This is a genomic window from Flavobacterium gyeonganense (genome assembly GCF_029625295.1).
GTDB classification, from domain to species: Bacteria; Bacteroidota; Bacteroidia; order Flavobacteriales; family Flavobacteriaceae; genus Flavobacterium; species Flavobacterium gyeonganense.
Window position 1 is genome coordinate 3,409,672 of the sequence record NZ_CP121112.1, and the last position, 24,737, is coordinate 3,434,408.

General features: G+C 33.0%; 19 protein-coding genes and 1 pseudogene. 19 read left to right on the forward strand and 1 reads right to left on the reverse strand.

The genetic code is table 11. The features are described from left to right. The first annotated feature begins 135 nt into the window (after window positions 1–135). The 9 genes from gltB (at window position 136) to P5P89_RS14775 (ending at window position 14,829) form a co-directional block, all read left to right on the forward strand. A complete protein-coding gene (gene gltB / locus P5P89_RS14735; RefSeq protein WP_278009020.1) occupies window positions 136–4,650 on the forward strand; it encodes a glutamate synthase large subunit in 4,515 nt (1,504 codons plus the stop codon). 4 nt (window positions 4,651–4,654) lie between these two features. Then, a complete protein-coding gene (locus P5P89_RS14740) occupies window positions 4,655–6,109 on the forward strand; it encodes a glutamate synthase subunit beta (RefSeq protein ID WP_278009021.1) in 1,455 nt (484 codons plus the stop codon). Between the two features lie 214 nt (window positions 6,110–6,323). Further along, window positions 6,324–7,541, forward strand: coding sequence for a diaminopimelate decarboxylase (lysA, locus tag P5P89_RS14745; protein ID WP_278009022.1), 1,218 nt, complete (start codon window positions 6,324–6,326; stop codon window positions 7,539–7,541). A 458-nt stretch (window positions 7,542–7,999) separates the two neighbouring features. After that, the gene (locus P5P89_RS14750) at window positions 8,000–8,545 is read left to right on the forward strand and encodes a hypothetical protein (RefSeq protein WP_278009023.1); all 546 of its coding nucleotides are present in this window, start codon (window positions 8,000–8,002) and stop codon (window positions 8,543–8,545) included. A gap of 111 nt (window positions 8,546–8,656) precedes the next feature. Beyond that, window positions 8,657–10,432, forward strand: coding sequence for a DUF6119 family protein (locus tag P5P89_RS14755; protein ID WP_278009024.1), 1,776 nt, complete (start codon window positions 8,657–8,659; stop codon window positions 10,430–10,432). Between the two features lie 304 nt (window positions 10,433–10,736). Beyond that, window positions 10,737–12,392 carry a sensor histidine kinase gene (locus P5P89_RS14760; RefSeq protein ID WP_278009025.1) on the forward strand — a complete coding sequence of 552 codons (1,656 nt, stop codon included), beginning with the start codon at window positions 10,737–10,739 and terminating at the stop codon, window positions 12,390–12,392. Then, entirely contained in the window at window positions 12,389–13,021 is a 633-nt protein-coding gene (locus P5P89_RS14765) for a response regulator (protein ID WP_278009026.1), read from the forward strand. The genes P5P89_RS14760 and P5P89_RS14765 overlap by 4 nt, the downstream gene beginning before the upstream one ends. Window positions 13,022–13,136: 115 nt before the next feature. After that, a complete protein-coding gene (locus tag P5P89_RS14770; protein ID WP_278009027.1) occupies window positions 13,137–13,457 on the forward strand; it encodes a hypothetical protein in 321 nt (106 codons plus the stop codon). Window positions 13,458–14,055: 598 nt separating this feature from the next. Next, entirely contained in the window at window positions 14,056–14,829 is a 774-nt protein-coding gene (locus P5P89_RS14775) for a phosphatase PAP2 family protein (RefSeq protein WP_278009028.1), read from the forward strand. 241 nt (window positions 14,830–15,070) lie between these two features. On the opposite strand, the gene P5P89_RS14780 is transcribed toward P5P89_RS14775, so the two are convergent. After that, on the reverse strand, window positions 15,071–15,250 hold the full coding sequence (locus tag P5P89_RS14780) for a hypothetical protein (RefSeq protein WP_278009029.1): 180 nt from the start codon (window positions 15,248–15,250) through the stop codon (window positions 15,071–15,073). Between the two features lie 289 nt (window positions 15,251–15,539). Between P5P89_RS14780 and P5P89_RS14785 the strand changes: the two genes are divergently transcribed. From P5P89_RS14785 to P5P89_RS14830, 10 genes and pseudogenes are all read left to right on the forward strand, one after another. Beyond that, window positions 15,540–15,989, forward strand: coding sequence for a hypothetical protein (locus tag P5P89_RS14785; RefSeq protein WP_223681227.1), 450 nt, complete (start codon window positions 15,540–15,542; stop codon window positions 15,987–15,989). 40 nt (window positions 15,990–16,029) lie between these two features. Next, on the forward strand, window positions 16,030–16,407 hold the full coding sequence (locus P5P89_RS14790) for a hypothetical protein (RefSeq protein WP_278009030.1): 378 nt from the start codon (window positions 16,030–16,032) through the stop codon (window positions 16,405–16,407). Between the two features lie 311 nt (window positions 16,408–16,718). After that, a complete protein-coding gene (locus tag P5P89_RS14795; protein ID WP_278009031.1) occupies window positions 16,719–17,189 on the forward strand; it encodes a DUF1572 family protein in 471 nt (156 codons plus the stop codon). Window positions 17,190–17,236: 47 nt separating this feature from the next. Continuing rightward, on the forward strand, window positions 17,237–17,755 hold the full coding sequence (locus P5P89_RS14800) for a hypothetical protein (RefSeq protein ID WP_278009032.1): 519 nt from the start codon (window positions 17,237–17,239) through the stop codon (window positions 17,753–17,755). A gap of 58 nt (window positions 17,756–17,813) precedes the next feature. Then, a pseudogene (locus P5P89_RS14805) lies at window positions 17,814–18,679 on the forward strand (alpha/beta hydrolase). A gap of 292 nt (window positions 18,680–18,971) precedes the next feature. Next, window positions 18,972–20,153 (forward strand): hypothetical protein, encoded by a 1,182-nt coding sequence (locus P5P89_RS14810; RefSeq protein WP_278009033.1) that lies wholly within the window; start codon window positions 18,972–18,974, stop codon window positions 20,151–20,153. A gap of 352 nt (window positions 20,154–20,505) precedes the next feature. After that, window positions 20,506–22,884, forward strand: a complete 2,379-nt coding sequence (locus tag P5P89_RS14815) for a TonB-dependent receptor (protein WP_278009034.1) — start codon at window positions 20,506–20,508, stop codon at window positions 22,882–22,884. A 38-nt stretch (window positions 22,885–22,922) separates the two neighbouring features. Then, window positions 22,923–23,738: a DUF4249 domain-containing protein gene (locus tag P5P89_RS14820; protein WP_278009035.1), complete on the forward strand. Its 816-nt coding sequence runs from the start codon at window positions 22,923–22,925 to the stop codon at window positions 23,736–23,738. A 97-nt stretch (window positions 23,739–23,835) separates the two neighbouring features. Then, window positions 23,836–24,228: a GyrI-like domain-containing protein gene (locus tag P5P89_RS14825; RefSeq protein ID WP_340696485.1), complete on the forward strand. Its 393-nt coding sequence runs from the start codon at window positions 23,836–23,838 to the stop codon at window positions 24,226–24,228. A 4-nt stretch (window positions 24,229–24,232) separates the two neighbouring features. After that, complete coding sequence (locus tag P5P89_RS14830; RefSeq protein WP_278009036.1) at window positions 24,233–24,676, forward strand: DUF1572 family protein; 444 nt, start codon at window positions 24,233–24,235, stop codon at window positions 24,674–24,676. Window positions 24,677–24,737: the final 61 nt, after the last annotated feature.

Genomic DNA, 24,737 nt, shown 5'->3' on the forward strand with positions numbered 1-24,737 from the left:
TTCACAATGGGTTCTATAATATTATTATCATTTAAGAACCCTTTTTCTAATATTCCTATAAAAATATAAGGCAAAGTATAATTTTGGTACATTATATTTAATGAAATCTTTATTTTTGTAAAAAAAATATCAAGAATGAAACTAAAAGAACAAGGCCTTTATTTGCCAGAATTCGAGCATGAAAACTGCGGAGCTGGTTTTATCTGCAATCTTAAAGGAGAAAAGACAAACCAAATTATTCATGACGCTCTTGAGATTCTAGTTAAGCTGGAACACAGAGGTGGAGTGAGTGCTGATGGAAAAACAGGGGATGGAGCTGGACTTTTAATTGATATTCCTCATGATTATTTCAAGAGGATATGTGATTTTGAATTGCCTGCTGCACGTGAGTATGCTGTTGGAATGGTATTTTTACCAAAAATTAAAAATCAATACGATTTTTGTAAAGAGGTTTTTGAAAAAGAAATTAAAGCACAGGGACTTTCTGTTTTAGGATGGAGAGAAGTACCGGTTGACTCTTCTCAACTAGGTGAAATCGCTTTAGCATCAGAGCCAACTATTGAACAAATCTTTATTGGAAAAAACGAAGCTATTGAAGATGCTGTTTTTAAAGCAAAATTATATGCAGCGCGTAAGATTACTGAGCATAGCATCAGACATTCTAAGATATCACAAAGCTCGTATTTTTATCTTCCAAGTTTATCTACAACGACTATAATATATAAAGGTATTATTATGCCTGAAGATATTGGTCCATATTATACTGATTTACAACAAACGGATTTAGTAACACGTTTGGCTTTAGTTCACCAGCGTTTTTCTACTAATACGATGCCTACCTGGGAATTGGCCCAGCCATTTAGATACATGTGCCAAAATGGTGAGATCAATACTTTGCGTGGTAACGTGAGCAGAATGCGTGTTCGTGAGGAAATTATGAAAAGCGAGGTTTTCGGACCACAAATCGATAAATTATTCCCAATCATTTTACCAGGAAAATCAGATTCAGCTTCTATGGATATGGTGGTGGAATTGTTAACACATACCGGAAGATCATTACCTGAAGTAATGATGATGATGATTCCTGAGGCATGGGAAAAACACAAAACAATGTCTCCTGAAAGAAAAGCATTCTATGAGTACAATGCTTGTATTATGGAGCCATGGGATGGTCCTGCCTCTGTGCCGTTTTCAGATGGGGATTATGTAGGGGCATTGTTAGATCGTAACGGATTAAGACCTTCAAGATATACAGTTACAAAAAGCGGTAAATTAATAATGGCTTCTGAAATTGGAGTTGTTGAAGTACCAGCAGAAGACGTTGAAAGTCATGGTAGATTAGAGCCAGGAAAAATGTTCCTTGTGGATATGAATGAAGGGCGTATAATCAATGACGAAGAAATTAAAAGTAAAATTGTTTCTGAAAGACCTTATCAGGAATGGTTAAACCAATACAGATTACACTTAAGAGATGTTCCTGAAACATCAGATGTTTGCCCAGTTGAAACTAGTGATCTGCCTACAAGAGAGCGTCTTTTTAATTATACTTTAGAAGATATTCAGGATGTAATTACTCCTATGGCTCAAACAGGTAAAGAAGCATTGGGTTCAATGGGAATTGATACGCCTCTTGCGGTATTATCAGACAGACCACAGTTGATTCCTAATTACTTCAAACAATTATTCGCTCAGGTAACGAATCCGCCTTTGGATGGTATTCGTGAAGAAATTGTGACTGATATTGCTTTGAACTTAGGTCAGGATCGTAATATTTTTGATATTACAAGTAAGCAATGCCGTAAATTAAGAATTCAGAATCCGGTCATTTCTAACGGTGACTTAGAAAAAATCAGAACTATTTCTATAGATAACTTCAAAGCAGAAACTTTTAAAATTTTATATCCTAAAGCTGAGGGTATGAACGGTTTGGAAAATGCTTTGGATGCTATTATTGTGCAAATTACAAAAGCGGTAGAAAGAGGAACTAATATTATTATTCTTTCTGACAGAGGAGTGAATAAAGAGTTTGCTCCAATCCCGGCTTTATTGGCTTGTTCATATGTAAATCATCAGATGAACCGTTTGCGTAAGCGTTCTTATTTTGATATTATCATGGAATCTGCAGAGCCTCGTGAGCCGCATCATTTTGCTACATTATTTGGATACGGTGCTAGTGCGATCAATCCTTATATGGTAAATGAAATTATCCGTGTTCAGGTTAAGGAAGGATTTATTACCGGAATTTCAGAACAAAAAGCGGTTGATAATTTCAATAAAGCAATTGGTTCAGGAATTTTGAAGATTATGAATAAAATCGGAATCTCAACTTTACATTCGTACAGAGGTTCTCAGATTTTTGAAATTGTTGGATTCAATTCTAAATTTGTTGAGAAATATTTCCCATATACCACTTCAAGAATTGAAGGTATTGGTTTATACGAAATTGAAAAAGAAATTACAGAAAGATACAAATATGCTTATCCTGATAAACTAATTTCAAGCAGATTAGGTTTAAATATTGGAGGAGAATACAGATGGAGACGTAACGGAGAAAGACACTTGTTTAATCCTACTACGATTGCAAAATTACAGCAGGCAGTTCGATTGAGTGATCAGGATAGTTATGATGTGTATTCAAATACAATCAACGATCAGGCTAAGAGTCTAATGACCATTCGTGGATTATTTGAATTTGATAATTTAAATCCAATTCCATTAGAAGAAGTAGAGCCTTGGACAGAAATTGTAAAACGCTTTAAAACGGGTGCAATGTCTTACGGATCGATTTCAAGAGAAGCACACGAAAATTTAGCGATTGCAATGAATCGTATTGGAGGAAAATCCAATTCAGGAGAAGGTGGGGAAGACAGAAAGCGTTTCCAGCCGGATATCAATGGTGACAGCCGTAATTCGGCTATCAAACAGGTTGCTTCCGGACGTTTTGGAGTTACTTCTCACTATTTGACAAATGCAAAAGAAATACAGATTAAAATGGCTCAGGGTGCTAAACCTGGAGAAGGTGGTCAGTTGCCTGGAGAAAAAGTATTGCCATGGATTGCAGAAGCACGAAACTCAACTCCTTTCGTAGGATTGATTTCTCCCCCGCCACACCACGATATTTACTCTATTGAAGATTTGGCACAATTAATCTTCGACTTGAAAAATGCAAACAGAGAAGCCCGTATCAATGTGAAACTGGTTTCTGAAGTGGGTGTTGGTACAATTGCTGCCGGTGTTGCTAAAGCAAAAGCAGACGTTGTTTTGATTGCAGGTTATGACGGAGGAACAGGAGCTTCTCCTTTAACATCATTAAAACACGCAGGTCTTCCGTGGGAACTTGGATTAGCAGAAGCACAGCAGACTTTAGTGTTAAACAACTTAAGAAGCAGAATTGTTGTAGAATGTGACGGTCAGTTAAAAACAGGACGTGACGTAGCTATCGCTGCTTTATTAGGAGCTGAAGAATTTGGTTTTGCAACTGCTCCTCTTGTAGCTTCGGGTTGTATTATGATGCGTAAATGTCACCTGAATACTTGTCCTGTCGGAATTGCTACTCAGGATAAAGAGTTGCGTAAAAATTTCAAAGGAACTCCGGAGCACGTTATTAATTTCTTCTACTATGTTGCAGAAGAATTAAGAGGTATTATGGCTCAGTTAGGTTTCAGAACGTTAGCTGAAATGGTAGGTCAGACAGATAAAATCAATTCAAACAAAGCTATTGAGCATTATAAAGCGAAAGGATTAGATTTATCTTCAATCTTACACAGACCAGATGCTTACAAGAAAATGCCGATCCGTAATACGGAAAAGCAAGATCATGGTTTAGAAAATGTACTGGATTTCCAAATCCTTAGAGATTCTCACCGTGCTTTGTACAGAAAAGAAAAAATGACTTTAGCTTATCCAATTAACAACATTAATCGTTCTGTTGGTGCTATTGTAAGTAATGAGATTTCTAAAATATACGGTCACCTTGGATTACCTGAGGATACCTTAAATGTTAATTTTACAGGTTCTGCAGGTCAGAGTTTAGGGGCTTTTAGTGCTCATGGACTAACATTTACTGTAGAAGGAAATACAAACGATTATTTAGGTAAAGGTTTATCCGGAGCTAAATTAATCATCAAAAAGCCTGCAAAAGCAACTTTTGTAGCTGAGAATAATATCATTGTTGGAAACGTTTGTTTATTTGGTGCAATCGAAGGAGAGGCTTATATTAACGGTATAGCCGGAGAGCGATTTGCAGTACGTAATTCTGGAGCGATTGCTGTAGTGGAAGGTGTTGGAGATCATGGTTGTGAGTACATGACCGGAGGTAAAGTTGTAGTACTTGGTAACACAGGACGTAACTTTGCAGCAGGTATGAGCGGTGGTATCGCTTATGTCTATGATCCTGAACACAAATTTAAAAACGGATTGTGTAATACGGAAACAATCGAATTTGAAACGGTTGAAGGCGATGATGCTGACGACTTAAGAAATTTGATCGAAAGACACGTTCAGTACACGAACAGTACAAGAGGTACAGCATTATTAAACGATTGGGCCGGAAGCTTAGACAATTTTGTAAAAGTGATGCCTACAGAGTACAAAAAAGCGTTGAAACGTCTGGAAACAGAAGAACAAATGGTAGAAGAATTAACAGCATAATACAATGGGAAAAGTAACAGGTTTTAAAGAATTCGAAAGACAAGACGAATCATATATAGAAGTTAAAGAACGTGTAACGAATTATAATGAATTTACAATTCCTTTGAGTGAAGCTGAAATTACTACTCAGGGTTCTCGTTGCATGGATTGTGGTATACCTTTTTGTCACAGTGGTTGCCCTCTTGGGAATTTGATTCCCGATTTTAATCACATGGTGTACCAGGAAGAATGGCAAAAAGCCTCATGGATATTGCATTCAACCAATAACTTTCCTGAATTTACAGGACGTTTATGTCCGGCGCCATGCGAAAAAGCATGTGTGTTAGGACTGATTGAAGAGCCAATTTCTATCGAAAATATAGAGAAAAATATCGTAGAGCGTGCTTTCAGAGAAGGATGGATTAAGCCACAACCGCCAAAAGTAAGAACTGGTAAAACAGTTGCGGTGGTAGGATCAGGTCCTGCTGGTTTAGCAGCAGCTCAGCAATTAAACAGAGCAGGTCATACTGTTACTGTTTTCGAAAGAGACAATGCTATTGGAGGTTTATTACGTTACGGAATTCCAAATTTCAAATTAGAAAAAGGAATTATCGACAGACGTATCGCTATTTTAGAGGCAGAAGGAATTACCTTTAAAGTAAACACAAATGTTGGTGTAAACTATTCAATTGAAGATTTAAAAGCATTCGATTCAATCGTACTTTGCGGAGGCGCTACAGAGAGAAGAGGTTTGCCAACTCCTGGAGCTGATGCTGACGGTGTGGTTCAGGCAATGGATTTCTTAACGCAGCAGACTAAAGTAGTTTTTGGGGAAAAAATTGAAAATCAGGTATTGGCTACCGGAAAAGATGTAATCGTAATTGGTGGTGGTGATACAGGTTCTGACTGTGTTGGAACATCAAACCGTCAGGGGGCAAAATCGGTAACGAATTTTGAGATTATGCCAAAACCGCCGGTTGGCAGAAGTGCCTCAACTCCTTGGCCTTACTGGCCATTGCAGTTAAAAACATCTACTTCACATAAAGAAGGTTGTGAAAGAGACTGGCTAATCAATACGAAAGAATTTATCAAAGACGAAAGTGGTAAATTAATCGCTTTGAAAACAGTAAAAGTAGAATGGAAAATGGTTCCGGGCCAGCGTCCTGAATTACTTGAAGTAGAAGGTTCTGAACAAGTTTGGCCTTGCGACTTAGCTTTATTGGCACTTGGATTTACAGGACCTGAAAAAACGTTAAGTGAGCAACTAGGACTGGAAGTTGATTTCAGAAGCAACTATAAAGCAAATAATTATCAGACAAATGTACCTAATATATTCACAGCAGGAGATATGAGAAGAGGACAGTCATTGATTGTCTGGGCTATCTCTGAAGGAAGGGAAGCTGCTCGTCAGGTGGATATTTACTTAATGGGCAAATCTGATTTGCCTACTAAAGAAGGTGGAGATTTACCTGGAGTGTAATAATTATGCAATAAAATTTTTAAACGGCTGTCAATATTGATGGCCGTTTTGCTTTTTTAATGTTTATTTTTTACAAATTCTCAAAATGTTTTAAATCTAAATAAATTTCACAGATAGTTTAAAAAACAAACAATTTGTTATAATTTGTTATTTTTCTGTAAATTATTTGCTGGTAGATAAAAGAGTAATAAATTTGCTCAAAATAAGTTTAAAAATGCAAGCAAAAGATTTACTGCAGTTAGCAGACCAATTTGGAAGTCCATTGTATGTTTACGATGCTGAAAAAATCCAATCTCAGTACAACAGGTTAACTAAAGCTTTCTCTAAGGTGGAGAAATTAAGAGTTAATTATGCCATGAAGGCATTGTCTAACATTGCGATTCTTCAGTTATTAAAGAACATGGGGTCTGGTTTAGATACTGTATCGATTCAGGAAGTTTTATTAGGACTTCATGCTGGCTATGACCCTGACAAAATTTTCTTTACACCAAACGGCGTTTCTCTTGAAGAAATCGAAGAAGTGGCCGCAATGGGTGTACAAATTAATATTGATAATTTATCAATTTTAGAGCAATTCGGAACAAAATATCCTCAAATTCCAGTTTGTATTCGTATCAATCCACACGTAATGGCGGGTGGAAATGCTAATATTTCTGTTGGGCATATCGATAGTAAATTCGGAATCTCTGTGCACCAGTTGCCGCATTTATTGCGAATTGTAGAGAACACCAAAATGAATATCGTAGGTATTCACATGCACACGGGATCTGATATTTTAGATATCGAAGTATTCCTGTATGCTGCTGAAATCTTGTTCGACACCGCTAAAAATTTCAAAAACCTGGAGTTTTTAGATTTCGGAAGCGGATTCAAAGTGCCATACAAAAAAGACGATATCGAAACAGACATCGAAGAGCTAGGTAAAAAATTATCTAAAAGATTCAACGCTTTCTGTACAGAATACGGTAAAGATTTAACGTTGATTTTCGAACCGGGGAAATTCCTTGTGAGCGAAGCAGGTTTCTTCTTGGCAAAAGTAAACGTAGTAAAACAAACCACTTCAACAGTTTTTGCCGGAATCGACAGTGGTTTCAATCATTTAATCCGTCCAATGTTTTACGGATCTTCACACCATATCGAAAACATCTCAAACCCGAAAGGAAAAGAGCGTTTTTACTCTGTGGTAGGATATATTTGCGAAACTGATACTTTTGCAAACAACCGCAGAATCCCTGAAATTACCGAAGGTGACATTTTAGCGTTCAGAAACGCAGGAGCTTACTGCTTCTCAATGTCATCCAACTACAATTCAAGATACAAACCGGCTGAGGTTTTATGGATGAACGGTCAGGGAATCCTGATTCGCCAAGCCGAAACTTTTGAAGATTTGCTTAAAAATCAAATTCCGTTGCCAGTAGAAGCAACAGTTTAAAAATAAAAAAAAGAGAATATCAATGTTGAAAATCCCGTTTCTTATGAAGCGGGATTTTTTTGCCCATTATTGTCATTCCGACGAAGGAGGACACGAGCGATAGCGAACTGGCACAGCAATCTTCGCAAGAAACTCCACAAAGTATAACTTGAAACTTTAAACCTGAAACTTTTTCTTTCTGGACGTGTCCCTTCGGGTCGGGCTTTCGGCTATATCTTTTATTCCGCTTCGCTTCATAAAAGGATGCCGCCTCTATCCCTCACGCTGTTTTTTTTATAAGGTCATTTGTAATTAATTTCGAAAAACACGTATAAATACTTGGTGTTAGATTTTTAATTATTATTACACTTGTTGGAAATGAAGTTTAATAGATTATGGATTTCCGTAAAGTTTGTAATGATAAAAATGAAACATTTGTTGAATTATTGAATTTCAAATAAACTAAGAACAACAACATTATGAAAAAAACATTAACCATTGTATTAATCCTGTTTTATATTATTTCATACTCTCAAAAAGAAAATGTAGAATCTTCAACAAGACAATTTATAGATAAGGCGCAATTTACCAGAATTAATAAAGATTGGAATACTACAGCAGAATTCAAATCCGGAATTGGTGAAGTGGTAAATTTTTATCCTATAGAGGTTATTGATTTAAAAGCAGAAACCAAAGTAAATGCTTTACAAGTAGATATGTATATTAAAAATCCTGATACATATAAGACTGCATGGATTGGAATCGATGAAATTGAAGAATTTATAAATTTTGTAGAAGACAATGTTATTCCAAACCTTGATTTAAAGCTAAAAGACAAATCCTCAGAATTTATTTTTAAGGCAAAAGAAATGACTATGTACTATTTTGTTAATGAAAGAACCAGAAGAATTAGTATAAAATTAAATAGTTATGATAATGACAAAATTTTAAATTATACTTTTTGGACTGAAACACAAGTTGATAAAATTCCTAAATTATTGACTGTATTAAAGAAAATTAAATAATTGTAGTACAAAGCAAATTCTGTTTTTTATAGCATATAGCCAACAAATGACTACTTATGGATTCATTTTTGGAGAAAAGACCAGCTTTTGACATATCATAAAATTTAACAAATGAAATTCAATCTTAAAATCTTTCTTATCGACAAAAATAACTTCTTGTTAAAAAAGAAATCAAACAAAGAAATTATTGAATTCATAAAAGATAACCATAAGCGGGGTTTACATGCACAACAAACAGATTTGAATATTGCCAAACCAACTTTGAACAATTTTACCGAAAATAAATTTGAGTTTTACACATATTGCTATAACCAACCAAAAGACCAAAAATATTGGAAATTATTTCTTCCTGACGAGCTAGCAAAAAATCAAAACTTTGAGATAGTTGAGTTCTCTTATGTTTTATTTATGGTATATAAATCAAATATATATTGCACAGTTGGCGGAAGTGGATTTAACGTTATTCAAACATTTATGGATAATAATTTTGGGATTGATTTATACCAACACTTTGCAAAGCCAGAAGAAGATATTATTTTGAAAGTTGGCACAAGAGGAGTTGCTAGCAATATTGCTCAAAAAGACAACACATTTTCTTACGATCAAAGGATAAGTGAGTCATTAGAATATTCTGAAATTCCTAAAAAAATAAAAGTAGTTGTTAGAAAAGAATTAAAGAAAGGTATATTCAAAAAATACCATTTAGATAATGCAAAAGCTATAATGGAAATAGGGTCTTACTTCTCTTTAAAAAAGAAAATAGATTTTGAAGAGCTGAAAAGCTTAATTAAAGATATTCACAAGATTCGTTCTGATAAAACAAATTATACTCAACTCACGCTCTTTTCAAAGATTGATGATCCACAGCTATTACAAGATTTAGATAATGGTCTAAAAGAAAAAATAGCAGATGATGTAATATTGCATAACTCTCCACAACAATTGCATAAACTTCGAGAAGGAATTATTGAAGTAATACATCCAAAAAACCTGGATAAATTCTTTGAAAGTAATGAATTCAAAGTAAGATTTAAAAAGACATGGAGTAAAAATGACAAAATTGTAAAAGAAAAAGAGGATCTATATTTTGAATGCACTCAACATATATTTAAAAGCGTTGAAAATATTTTAAACAGAAGTGAGATAATAACTAAAATATTTGATTTAAATATAATAGGTATAGTGGGAAAAAAGGAATCAACATTTGGAAATTTTTATTCTCATATTGTTTGCGAAAGAATTCATCAGGGCAAAAAATATTTTAGAGTTGATGGAAATTGGTATTTTCTCGATAATAAATTTCTTGAACGTGTAAATCAAGATGCAATTTCAATATATTCACAAAATGAATTATCTGAAAACCTACTAAACAAATGGGAGGATGGATGGGATGAAGACACATACAATATAAGCCATAAAAAAAATAATTATTTTGTTTTGGATAAATTATTACTTAAGGATAATATTGAACTATGCGATATTTTAATTTATCAAAATGATACTTTGTATTTCGTGCATGTGAAAAATGGCTTTACTACGCAGATGCGAAATCTTTATATTCAAGTTGTTTTGTCTGCAAAAAGATTGAATAACGATTTATTTAATAACGTTGGAAGCAGTTATTTTGTGAAAACTTTGGAGAAGTATAACAAAAAACACAATAAAAATATTGATGCACAAGACTTATATGAGAAGATACTTAATGACCAAATAGCTATCGAATTTGTTATGGCATATAATAACTATTCATACATTGGAAACAAACCCGTTGACAAGATTCAATTAAGTGAATCTAATATTGCTAAATATTCTTTAGTGCAAACAGTACGTGAAATGCGCGGCTTTAGAAGATTTGGAATAAAAGTAATGGATATTTCAAAAATATAAACTGCTGGCAACAGTTTGGTTTCCGATAGCGCGAATTTTCAATCCATGCCCAAATAGTGAAATCCCCCGCTACGCAAAAGTCTTTTTCTGACTTTACGTAATTTTAAAATAATATTGCAATCATAAAAGTGTAAAAAGTCTCCTGACTTTTAACTCGAATGTCTTGTTAAGCTGATAACATATTTAATTAAATCTAAAGAATCACATATAGATTAGCAGAACTATTGCTTCAAAGTTTCTTTTAAAGCAGTAAACGAAGTATATTTACAGATACTAATCCGGCTTTATCTTTAAAATAGATTTAATGAACATCAAAACATTAATACTGATCATAATTAATAGTTTAATCGCGTTGGTAATTGCTCTGTTATCTTTTTCATCCTACCAGCAGTTTTCTAATGTTTTGAACGATCGTATTTTGCTGCAGCTAAATTCTATCAAAACACTCAAGCAAAACCAGATCGAACATTTACTAAAATCAGAATGGGAGCGATTTGAATCTTCCGAATTGTATGGGCAAAACATTGACACTAGCGTTTTAAAGCTTCCGGAAAGTATTAAAAAAAGTAACGGAATTTACGATTTTACCAAGTATCATGTTGCTAAAAAAACAACCATAGGCTTTGTCTCAAACTCTAAAAAAGGCACAAGTATTAAAGTTTTAGACTACAGTAAAATTAAACAAATTCTCCTTGAACGAACCGGAATGGGGGATAGTGGAGAATCGTATCTGGTGGGCAGCGATTTTAGAATGCGTTCGCAATCCCGTTTTTATCCCAATAAAACGCCTTACACCATATTGGTTAAAACAAAAGGTGTGATCAATGCATTTAAAGGTATAAATGGCAGGGGTGTGTTTGAGGATTACAGAGGCATTGAGGTATATAGTGTGTACAGTCCGATAGTAGTTCAGAATTTAAAAATGGTTATTCTGTCTGAAATAGATGTTGATGAGGTGACACTTCCCCTAAAGGAATTAAGGCAAAGACTTGTAGGGCTGACTCTTGGTATTTTTTTACTGGCTGTTATGCTTTCTCTTTTTTTGACAAGATTTATTACCAACCCCATTAAGAACATGCAAAAAAGTCTCCGGATTATGGCAGAAGGTGACTATAACCAGACCAATGAATTTATAAAAAATTCTAAGGAAATAAAGGAAATGTTTGATGCGCTGGCCAATTTAAAAGCCTCTTTGCAGGGTGCCGTGAAATTCTCTGATGATATTGGAAAAATGAATCTCCATACTGATTTTAAGCCTAAAAGTCCAAATGATCTGTTAGGGAAAAGCCTTTTGGCGATGAGGGATAAGCTGATAGAGTTCAGAAATAATGATGAAAATACCAGAATACAATCAAAACGAATGCTGGTAAACGGTCTGGAAGATGAAAGGCGCAGGCTTTCGCGTGAGCTCCACGATGGTGTAGGGCCTTATTTAACGTCTTTAAAATACTACATTGAAAACAGGGTTAAAAATGAACAGAAGAAAGCAGAAATGAAAAAGATAGTAGATGAAACTATTTCTGAAATCAGACTCATGTCAAATGCCTTAATGCCTGCTTCAATCGATGATTTTGGGGTTGGAGTTACTTTAACCAACTTTATCGAAAGCCTGAAAAAATCGACAAATGTGACTATTGAATATGAGGATTTAACCCAACAGGACAATTCTAATATTACCAACCATCAGGCAATTAATCTTTTTAGAATAACACAAGAGCTGATTAACAATACATTAAAACACGCTGATGCAAGAAGTATCCGGATTACACTTTCAGAATTTGATGAATTTATTTCTCTTTTTTATTTTGATGATGGAATCGGGTTTGACATAAATACTGTTAAATTAGGCTTAGGAATTATTAACATCAAAGAACGTGTAGAAATTTGCAATGGTACAATTGTAATCAATGCAGCTCCAGGAAATACAACCTTTGAAATCGAGTTACCTATAGAATTATGAACGAAATCAAATTAATAATAGCAGACGATCATGAGCTTTTTCGTAACGGACTTGCTGAGCTCCTCAGAAAGCATGATGATATAAAAATTGTTAAAAGTGTTGGTGATGGTATTCAATTTATGGAACTAATCAATACTAACTTTGAAGCTGATATTGTATTGTTAGACATTACTATGCCCAATATGGACGGTTTTCAGGTTTTAAAGGAACTAAATAACACGGCTTCTACTATAAAACCTATTGTAATTTCGATGCACAATGATGGAAATTATATCGCAAAATGTGCTAAAATGGGGGCTTACGGCTACCTGTTAAAAAATACAGATGAATCTGAATTAATTCTTGCCATAAGAAGCGTTAGCCTTGGGAAAAAATATTTTAGTGCTGAAATCTCTGAAAAAATGATCAACTTTATGTCAACACAAAGCATCAGTGAAGATATTTTGTCTAATAAAGAAACCGAAGTTTTAGGGTTAATTTCTAAAGGGCTGACGACAAAAGAAATTGCGGCTCAGCTATTTGTAAGTTCACGGACCATAGAAACCCATCGTGCTAATATTTTAAAAAAGCTAGAAGTAAAAAATACTGCAGAACTTATTAAAAAAGCAGCAAAAATGAATTTAATATAACAAAGTTAGAAGCTTTTTATCCGTATTTATACGGATGCAAATTGGGTAGATTCCCATAATCCTAAAAGGCTGTTACCAATTGTAAATTTATAAAAAACAATAAACGGTAATAGTTATGAAAAATATAGCATTAATATTAGGAGTTTTATTTATTTCTTTTGGTGCATTTGCACAGGAGAAACCGAATGTGAAACAAAGTGATTTAAAAGGTCCGGCATTTAAAAATTATAAAGTTTGGGAACACGAAACAGTGCCAACTAAAATATATGCCGAGAATAATAAAACATCACTTCAGGGGCCTGCATATAAAAACGATCAACCGGTGAGAGAAACTCCAAAAGAAAATCTGGCTGAAGTTAAAATAGGCAATTCAGAAAGACAAAAATTAACAGGACCAGCGTATAAAAACTTTGGGCCATGGAGTAAAAATTGGTAATGAATCACTAACTGAATGAGATAATCCAGATGTTTGCCACTGTGTAATATTTGATTCAATTGAGATTATAAAGTGAATTAGGCTGTCCAAAAGTAATTTTTGGATAGCCTTTTTTATTTTCTTGTGGCAAGTTTACTATGACCATTATCCTAAGCCATGGTTTTAACAATTTATAGTCAATCAAGGTGTTGGTATAAATTCAAATTTACTTTCAAATTCATAGCTTTTTATTTTTTTGTAAATATCTGATATTGATTAATTTACAATTAAAATATTTTATATCCTATTAAAATTCTTACATTTTTTTTATTAAATTTGAAATTCAGGCTGTTTGTAATTCAAATACTTCATGTATCTGGGTTTACTTTAAATTTTACATCCTGGATATGAGCCATTGAATTTAATTTAAAACTATCAGCATGAAATTTTTCAATATAATCTTTTTTAGCCTGCTATCGATTCAGTGCTTTGCACAGGAAGACACTTTAAAGACAAAAAAAAGACTGACAGTCTAAAAATAAAAAAAGACAATAGATTCAAGGTAGCAGGTTCAGTTATTGCGGACAGTTTTTTAAGTGTTCCGGGGGATTTTTCTGCAATGGGACATACTATATCAAGTGACTGGAAAAGAACAGCGCTTTATACGGCTGGAATTGTAGGCTTAATAGCTGTTGATAAGCATACTACCGGTTTTTTGCACGATAAGATAGAGCCCAATATTGATTATAGTTTACCGGAAATTAAAAGCACAATACCTCATGTAATCGGAACCGACTCTTACATCGTTTATCCAATAATTGGTCTATATGCGGGCTCATTAATCATTAACAATGAGAAAGGACAGGTTGTTGCTCTAAATGCGGTAAAATCATTAGCTTATTCTTATGTTATTACTCAAATCGTATTAAAAACAGTCACCTCAAGAAACAGGCCTCAAAGAAAAATAAATGATGATACACCAGCCGTAGAACCATTTACAAAAAATCCGTGGGATTTTGGAAACTACGATAATATTCACTTTGGTCATGGTGGCAGCGGTACTTCATTTCCTTCTTTTCATGCGACCTCTTATTTTGCTGTTGCCAAAGTATTTCAAATGGAATATGACAACTACTGGATACCTTATACATTTGTAACTGCAGTATTTCTTTCAGACATAAAAAGCCATGAACACTGGGTTTCAGACTTATTAGTAGGTGGATTGGTAGGTACAATAATTGGACGTTCTATAGTGATTAGCAGTCGCAGGCAAAGGGCAAAAAATGACGCCAAAGCTTTTAACTATGATCCTAAGAAAATCAGAATGCATAAACAACTAATCCCTCAAATTTCAAATTCTATGGTGGGATTCCATTTTATCGGAACTTTTTAAAACTTCTTAAGTTATTACCAAATTTATCCGGAGAAGCAAAATATTCCGGGAATCTCCCTCCGGGTCGGGCTTTCGGCTATATCTTTTGCTTCGTTTCACTGCACAAAAGGATACCGCCTCTATCCCTGATGCAATTCGCTGAAGAATTCTATAAAAAAATGGGTTGGATATCAGCGAAATTTTATTAGGCAAAGGTTGTCAGAATAGTAAAAAGTATTAATTAATTACAGAAATAATAAGCTTATACAAAATCACGTATCGAAAATACATGACTCCAAACTATAAGCAGTAAACAAAATGAAATAATAATTAAGCCAATTGTTGCCAGCACTACTTCTCTGTTTTTTCTTTGATCTCCTTCTTCATTGTTTTGAAATAATTCAAATTCACTTCTTCTTTTTAGGTTAGATTTATTAGCCATGGTTTTAAGTATTAAGTTAGTATATAGCTAGTTACGTAAAAAAATGTTGTTTGGTTTTAAGGATATATTGTATTTAGGTTGTTGTGGTTTTTTTTTGAAGAAATAAGTTTTACAGGTACATAAGACCAAAGCCATCTTATCCCGTAATTTTTTTTATTCTGTTTGCCAATTTAATTCAATTAACTTAAATAAAAAAATTATTTTAGCCTGATATAATTAATCTCCGTTAAAATGGTTTTCGGAAATATTGTATGGTATAAATCCCAAATCTAAACCTAAAAAAAATCTTATGAAAATCACTATTTCTATGTCGGTTGCATTCTTCTTACTTTCTTTCAGTTTATTCAGCCAGACTATTGCTGAATTAAAACTGAAACCAAAAGAAATTCCGAAAGGCTACACCCTGAGTGATGGTAACAATTGTGTTTCTGTTCAGGCCTGTACTTTTTATAACGATATTGAGACCTATAGCAATATTGTTGGAAAAGTAAAGAGTAAAGCGATGCAAAGTTTTAAAAGCAGACCAGATAGCGGATCAATTATGTATTTCGAATTTGAGCACGTATTTAAAGGTGAGCGTTTTTTGCAGGGATTGCTGTGGGGAAAAGGCGGGCAACCTACAGATGAACATCCTGAAGAGTATATTGTTAAAGGAAAGTTTCTCATAGTTTGGAGTTTTCATCCGGACAGTCCTGTCAGAGAAAAATCAGAAGCTAAAATTGAAACTATTTTACAGTAAGTTGTATTTTTACATTAAAAAAAACTTTATAAAAAATGAAATGAAAGTACATATCAGAATCCTAATTTATTCAGTTCTATTTGTTTTATATCTTATTGTAATGGGATTTTTTCTTTCGATTCAATCGAAATTAAAAACAGATCTTTATATGACCTTAGGCTGTGGTTTTACTCTTTTTAATACTATTTATGCTTTTCTGGTTATAAAGTGGAAACCTTTATTAAATATACTATTTTCTGTTGCTATAGCCTTTCTGGCCTTATTTCTGGCTTTAAAAACTTCAGATTTAAATTTGTTTTCTGTGAATGATCCTTATGGTATTAAAACAGCAATAATGACTAATGCTGTTGTTTCTATTGTTTTTTGGGAGATTTTGTATCAGGTTAAAATTAGGAAACGCTTCGCCCAAAAAAACTAAAACTCAAAAAGCAGGAAGATTGATTATCTGAAATGGGAAATAATGTTTTGAATCAGGGATTTTGATGAAATTGACTGTACGGAATATTGAAAAAAGCATCAAAAAATGAAGTTTACCACAATAATGCAAGTGATAAGGAGAAATCCTGGTCGATGTAGAAATAAAGATGAGGACAAAGTAAAGCTGCCAAATGATAGAATTTTTATATATTCTGAATAGGGTTGTGGAGGAAGTATTATTTATCTAAATGACTGTAAATACAAATGGATTAAACAGGAGTAAAGCTGCTTAAAATTAAACTATTTTGAATTATGAAAGACACATCAGAAATAGCAAATCGATTTAAGGAAGTTATTTTAAACGGCACCTGGGTGGCGAATACCAATTACAAAGATCAACTGGAAAACCTGGATTGGAAAGTTGCCGTTGCATCAGTTCAAAACTTAAATACAATCGCAGTTCTTGCGCAGCATATCCACTATTATATCAAAGGAATAAATAATGTTTTTAAAGGCGGAACACTGGATATAAAAGACAAATTCAGTTTTGATTTCGCTCCAATTCATTCCCAGCAAGAATGGGAAACATTTCTAAATAAATTTTGGGCTGATACTGATGAGTTTATTTTTTTGGCTGAACAAATATCGAATGACACACTGGATCAGGTATTTGTTGATGAAAAATATGGTACTTACAAAAGAAATATTGAATGTATGATTGAGCATAGCTATTACCATTTGGGGCAGATTGTATTGCTGAAAAAGCTGTTGATCAATGATTAGAAAAAAGAATGATTTTAATTCATATTTTCGTTTAAAAAATATCTTATATGTTTAGAAAATATCTACCTCTTGAAGAATTAGTTTACCATTCAAATCTGACAAAAGAAGAACTCATAAAAAGGGTTCAGAATGAAATTGAAGCAGAAAAATCTTTTGGTTTTGGAGCCAATAATTATTCTTACAGTAAACCTTATATTGGTAAAGTTTACAATAATAGTTTTGAAATAAAAAGGGCAATCAATTATCGAAATTCTTTTTTGCCGGTTATAAAAGGATCTGTTCAAGATCATTTAAGTGGTTCTAAAATCCATGTAAAAATGAATCTTACAGATATTGTAAAAGTTTTTATGATTATTTGGCTGGGCGGTGTTTTTTTAGCTTGTCTCGGTGTTACTTATACCTTAATTTTTGATAAAGGTTTTACTTCTGAAGCAGGTTTTTTTATGTTTATACCTTATTTCATGTTGTTTTTTGGAACAATAATGATTGTTTTTGGTTTTAAAGGAGAAAGCAGAAAAAGTGTAAAAGATATGGAAGAAATTTTACAGGCTAAACTTATTCGATAATGAAATTTTGAAAAATAAGAGGCAAATAAAAAAATGTAAATAAAATTTCAAAATCAAAATGAATAAATTTTTTATCCTTATCCTATTAGCATTTACTACAATAAGTTTCAGCCAAAAAGGCAAGTCACAACCAAGTGAAGCTGTCAAGCCTTTTATTTTAGGTGTTATTGATGAAATCCAGTCAGAAGAATTAAACGAAAAAAGAGTTTTAAATATTTATCTGCCGGAAGGATACAAGCAGGAAGACGCAACAAAATATCCTGTCATCTATTTGCTCGACGGCTCTGCCGATGAAGATTTTATTCATATTGCAGGTCTGGTACAGTTTAATAGCTTTGAGTGGATTAATCAGGTTCCAAAGTCCATTGTGGTAGGTATTGCTACAGTTGACAGAAGAAGGGATTTTACATTTTCAACAAGTATTGAAACAGATAAAAAACGTTTTCCGACTTCAGGCCATTCAGATAAATTTATTGCTTTTATTGAAAAAGAATTACAGCCATTTATTGAAAAAAATATAAAACCAACGATTCTAAAACAATTATTGGCCAGTCTTTAGGCGGACTTTTAGAAACAGAAATTTTATTGAAAAAGCCATCACTTTTTAATAAATATGTGATCGTAAGTCCAAGTTTATGGTGGAATGATGGTTCTTTACTCAATTTAGATTCTGAAATGCTGAAGGAGAGTTTTAAACAACAAACAGAAGTTTATATCGCCGTTGGAAAAGAAGGTCTTACGCCAACTAAAATTCCGAGAGTTATGGAAGTTGACGCGAATATATTAGCTGAAAAAATAAAAGCATCAAAAAGTAAAAATGTCAAAGTGTTTTTTGATTATTTGCCTCAGGAAAACCATGGAACCATTTTACATCCTGCTGTTTCAAATTCTTTCAAATTCTTTTTTCCTGTTGATAAAAAATAAATTTTCAGGATGCTTAAATCTATGAAATTCTGCTTTATTGAAGCGGGATTTTTTATAAATGATTGTTGTTTAAAAAAAGATGAGTTTTTTAATCTTTTGAAAAACAAGATTTCTAATTTAGCCCCGATCGATCCGGTATCCTTTTACAGCGGGGTTCGCTGGAAAAGATTTAGGGTAGAGCGGGACTGTTTGTGATTAAGGTAAATACATATGCTTCTCAAAATAAATATGAAAAGGCATGGTTGTTGAAAAGCTAAAAAAGATATATTTACATCTTCAAAACGATACCTTTATGCAAAAAATTACTTTATTCGTTTCTATATTATTCCTGGCTTTTTCCTGTGGTGTAAAAACAACCCAATCTCTTATTAGTGACGGTAATTATGACGCTGCTATAAACCGTGCTGTTGAGGCATTAAAAACGAACAAAGATTCGAAAGGAAAACAGGATTATGTGTATTTGCTGGAAGAAGCATTTGCTAAAGCTAAAGAGCGGGATTTGAGAAATCTGGAAATGATGGAAAAAGAAAAAAATCCTGCTAATCTGGAGCTTATCTACAACACTTATTTGCAGCTAAATAATCGTCAGGAAAAAATCAGGCCAATATTACCGCTTCAGTTATTGAAACAGGGAAAAAATGCTCAATTTGTTTTTGATAATTATTCTGATCATATTGTAAACAGTAAAAATGCCTTATCTAAATTTTTATACGAAAACGCGCAAGTTCTTTTAAAGTCTCCTAATAAACTAGACGCAAGAAAAGCGTATGATGATTTAAGTTATATAGAAAGCATTAATCCAAATTATAAAAATGCCAAAAAACTGATTAATGAGGCCCAGTTTAAAGGAACTGATTTTGTAAATGTTTATGCTGTGAACGAAACCAATATGATTATTCCGAAGCAGTTACAAGACGACTTACTGGATTTTAATACTTACGGATTAAACGATAAATGGACTGTGTACCATAGCGTTAAACAAAAAAATACGCATTATGATTATAGCCTGATTTTAAATTTTAGGGAAATCCACATTTCGCCCGAACAAATAAAAGAAAAGGAATTTGTTAATGAAAAAGAAATTAAGGATGGCGTTAAAACACTTCTGGACAGTAGGGGTAATGCGGTTAAGGATAGTTTAGGCCGTATCATAAAAGTTGATAATTTTAAAAAGGTAAAAATCAAAATTTTCGAATTCAGACAGTACAAAGCATGTCAGGTAACAGCAAAAGTGGATTATGTAGATTTAAAAAGCAATAGTTTATTGCAATCATTTCCAGTGGCGAGTGAATATGTTTTTGAAAATGTTTATTCAACATATAACGGAGATAAAAGTGCGTGTGATGAAAAATACCTAGGATATTTTAATAAACGTGCAGTCCCATTTCCAGACAATGAACAAATGGTTTTTGATACAGGCGAAGACCTAAAAGCTAAATTCAAGAATATTATTGTCCGAAACAAATTCAGATAAAAACAAAAAACTTTTTACTATTAAAATAGAGGTCCAGATATAATTTTTATTTCAAAAAGTAAACATCTTAATCTTAATGTTGTAGTAATTTATCTTAAAATCTCTGGAGTTAATTTAGCTGTAGAGATTTTTTTATAGACTGAAAAATAATAAATGTTGTCACACAATACAAAAGAAGAATAATGTTAAAAAAGCAAATGAATACAAATTTAAATTTTTTGAGGCAAACAAAATAAATTCTTAAATTTATCTTTAACTACAATTGAAAAAGATTTGTCTTAACTCATTCTTAAAAACGTTTACGCAACAATTACGGTTGCCAAAACGTTAGCTAAGGTATATTTGATCAGATATGATTACAAAAAAAATCTACACATTAGTTGTTTTTCTTATCACTTTTATTTCATTTTCCCAAGAAAAATTTACGTTAAGCGGAACTGTCACAGATTTTGGGAATAATGAATCTCTGATAGGTGTACATATCCATATTCCGGAATTGAATATTGAAACCTACACAAACAAGTATGGGTTTTATTCCCTTACACTTCCTCCTGGAGAATATCAATTAAAAATAAAACATTTAGGATATCAGGAAGTAGAAAAGGCAATGATTTTAAAAGAAGATGTAAAAGATAATTTATTCTTAAAAGAAAATAACGAAGAACTTAAGGAAGTTGTAATCAAGGAAGTTAGATATAAGAGTAATATTAAATCACCTGAAATGAGTGTTAATAAACTATCCATTTTTTCTATCAAGAAAATGCCTGTGGTTTTTGGTGAAGTCGATGTCTTAAAGTCTATTTTACTTTTGCCAGGAGTTACAAATGCTGGTGAAGGGGCTTCAGGTTTTAATGTAAGGGGAGGAGGCGCTGATCAGAATTTAATTTTATTAGATGAAGCAACCATATTTAATTCTTCACATGTTTTTGGTTTTTTCTCCGTTTTTAATCCGGATGCCGTTAAGAATTTGAAATTGTATAAAGGAGGGATTCCAGCACGTTACGGAGGAAGGGTATCTTCGGTTTTAGATATCTATCAGAAAGACGGAAACAGCAAAGAATTTCATCTAAGCGGCGGGATAGGTCTGGTTTCCAGTAGAATTTTTGCTGAAGGTCCAATAGTAAAAAATAAAGGTTCATTTTTAGTAGCAGGAAGAACTTCGTATGCCCACTTATTTCTAAAATTATCAGAAGAACAAAAAGACAATGCAGCTTATTTTTATGATCTTAATACCAAGTTAAGTTATAAACTAAATGAGAATAACAGTTTGTTTTTATCGGGTTATTTTGGCCGGGACGTTTTTAAGCTAAACAAAATTTTCATGAATACTTATGGAAATTCTACTTTGAATTTACGTTGGAGTCATTTGTATTCAGATCAATTATTTGCAAATTTATCTTTAATCTATAGTGATTATTACTACGGACTTGATTTAAATTTTATAGGATTCAAATGGGATTCCGGAATTAAAAATTATACTGTTAAATATGATTTTGAACATTACATATCAGATAAGTTCAAATTAAGTTATGGTATAAATGGAATTTATTATGATTTTAATCCAGGGAAAATAAGTCCATTAAGTAATGAATTCACTATTAATCCTAAACAATTAGATAGAAAATATGCGCTTTCACTTGCACCTTATATTGATGCAGAAAATAAACTTTCAAAAAAAATGACAGTTTATTACGGATTGAGATTCAGTCAGTTTTATCGTTTGGGGACTTCTACAATTAATTTGTATGAAAATAATAATGCGGTTGTGTTCAATCCGGATATGGAGATTTACGAAAAAGGAACACCAATAGGCACTAAACATTACAGTAAAAATGAAATCATTCAAAGTTATAATAATTTTGAGCCAAGATTTTCAATTTCGTATCAATTAAAAGATAATCAGTCGATAAAAGCCAGTTACAACAGAATGGCACAATATCTTCAGTTAATTTCTAATACGTCGTCTCCCACACCTCTTGATGTGTGGACACCCAGCGATAATTATATCAAACCTCAAATTGCAGACCAGGTTGCTTTGGGATATTTTAGGAATTTTAATAACGGGACTTACTCATTAGAAACGGAGATTTATTATAAAAAAGTTAAAAACAGGCTCGATTATATTGATGGTGCTGATCTGATTGCAAACGACGCGATTGAGCAGGTAATTTTGAATGGACAGATGCGTGCCTATGGATTAGAAATCATGTTTAAAAAAAATGAAGGCAAATTTAATGGTTGGATTTCTTATACACTTTCAAAATCAGAGCAGCAAACTCCCGGCAGGACACCTGAAGAAACAGGAATTAATAACGGGGAATGGTATAATTCAGCTTATGATAAACTACACAATTTGGCTATTACTTCAGCTTATACTTTAAATGGCAGATGGTCATTTGGAGCTAATTTTATTTTACAGTCTGGTCAGCCGGTTTCCTATCCAAATAGTCAGTATGAATATTTAGGTATAACTGTTCCTGGTTATGGATTGCGAAATGAAAATCGTCTTCCTGCATATCATCATTTAGATATTTCAGCAACATTATCTCTTGAAAAAAATGAAAACAGAAGATGGAAAGGTGAATGGGTTTTTAGTATATACAATTTGTACAATAGACAAAATGCAGCCTCTATAAATTTCCGTCAAAATACTGACACCGGTTATAACGAAGCAGTAAGAACCTCTATTTTTGGTATTGTACCGGCAATAAGTTATAATTTTAAGTTCTAAAAAAATCAATTTCCCTAAAAAGAAATAAAACAGAAAACATGAAAAAAGTAATTTTATCAGTGGTATTTTTTATATTATTATTGTTTACAGGATGTGAAGAAGTCGTTCATGTTGATTTAGAAACTGCCAAACCCAAATTAGTAGTAGAAGCGGCCATTAATTGGAGAAAAGGAACATCCGGTGCACAGCAAACAATAAAACTAACAACTACAACAGGTTATTTTGAAGATGAGATTCCAATAGTTACAGGTGCAGTGGTTTATGTTAAAAATAGTACTAGCCAGCAATTTAATTTTACAGAAGTGCCAAATACAGGCAGGTATGTGTGCAATAATTTTAAACCGGTAATTGGCGAAAATTATTCACTGACTATAATTACTAATGGAAATACCTATACGGCGAGTGAAACGCTAAAATCGATAACTCCAATAAACAATATCACGCAATATGACGCAGGCCCACTCGCCGGTATTGTTGTAAGGGCTTTTTATAATGATCCGGCAGATGTAGACAATTATTATTTATATAAATATACCTATTCAAATAAAATTACCTCTACGTATTATGCTGATAAAGACGAGTTTTATCAGGGCAACGAATTTTTTAGCGTTTCTGATGACGAAGATTTAAAAACAGGAGACGAAGTCGAAATAACGCATTATGGAATTTCAAAGCAATACTATAATTATATGAATATATTAGTAAGTCTTGCAGGCAATAATGTAGGTGGTCCTTTCCAGACTCCTCCGGCAACAGTAAAAGGCAATATTATTAACACAACCGATAAAAGTAATTATCCGCTGGGTTATTTTTCGCTAAGTGAAACTGTTTCAAGAAAATATACTGTAAAATAATTAATGATATGAATTCGAGAATCGAAACCCTAACCGGGAAAAAACTAATAGGCAAACACATTACAATGTCTTTCGTCGAAAATAAAACATTCCAGTTATGGGGCAGTTTCATGCCGGAGAGAAAAAAATCAGGAATCCTATAGACTCTAATTTATATTCACTTGAAGTTTTTCCTGAAGGATATTTTAATAATTTCAATCCTAAAAATACTTTTGAAAAATGGGCAGCTGTTGAAGTGTCTGATTTAAATGAAATTCCGGCAGGTATGGAAAGCTTGTTGGTTCCTGATGGATTGTATGCGGTTTTTATTCACAAAGGGCCATCGACAGAAGCAGAGAAATCCTATCGTTTTATTTTTACAGAATGGCTTCCGGATTCGAAATACTTTGTTGACGACCGCCCACATTTTGCTGTAATGACTGAAAATTACAAAAAAGATGATGTGGATTCAGAAGAAGAAATCTGGATTCCTGTAAAAAATAAAGTTTAATATCATGCTGATAGAAATTTTACGATCGCTTTTTAACCGCGATCTCAACAAATTAAAAGACGAAATTGAAGCATATCAAACCGAGAGCCAGCTTTGGGTTATTGATAAAAACATTACTAATTCTGCAGGAAATCTTTGTCTGCATTTAATTGGAAATCTTAATACTTACATAGGTGCTGTCCTCGGAAACACAGGTTATGTTCGTAATCGCCCTTTAGAATTTTCGTCAAAAGATGTTCGAAAAGATGAATTAATAACTAGAATTGAAGAAACAATTTTGATGGTAAACCACACTCTGGATATTTTAAAGGAGACAGATTTAGAAGCTATATATCCGCAAATTGTTTTCGAAAAAGAAATGAAATCGGGCTTTTTTCTTGTGCATCTTTCTACGCATTTGGCATATCATTTAGGACAAATCAATTACCATCGACGGTTGTTTAGCTAAAATTAATTGATGAATAATAATTAGCAAATAAAAAAAAATAATATTAATATTAACAAATATT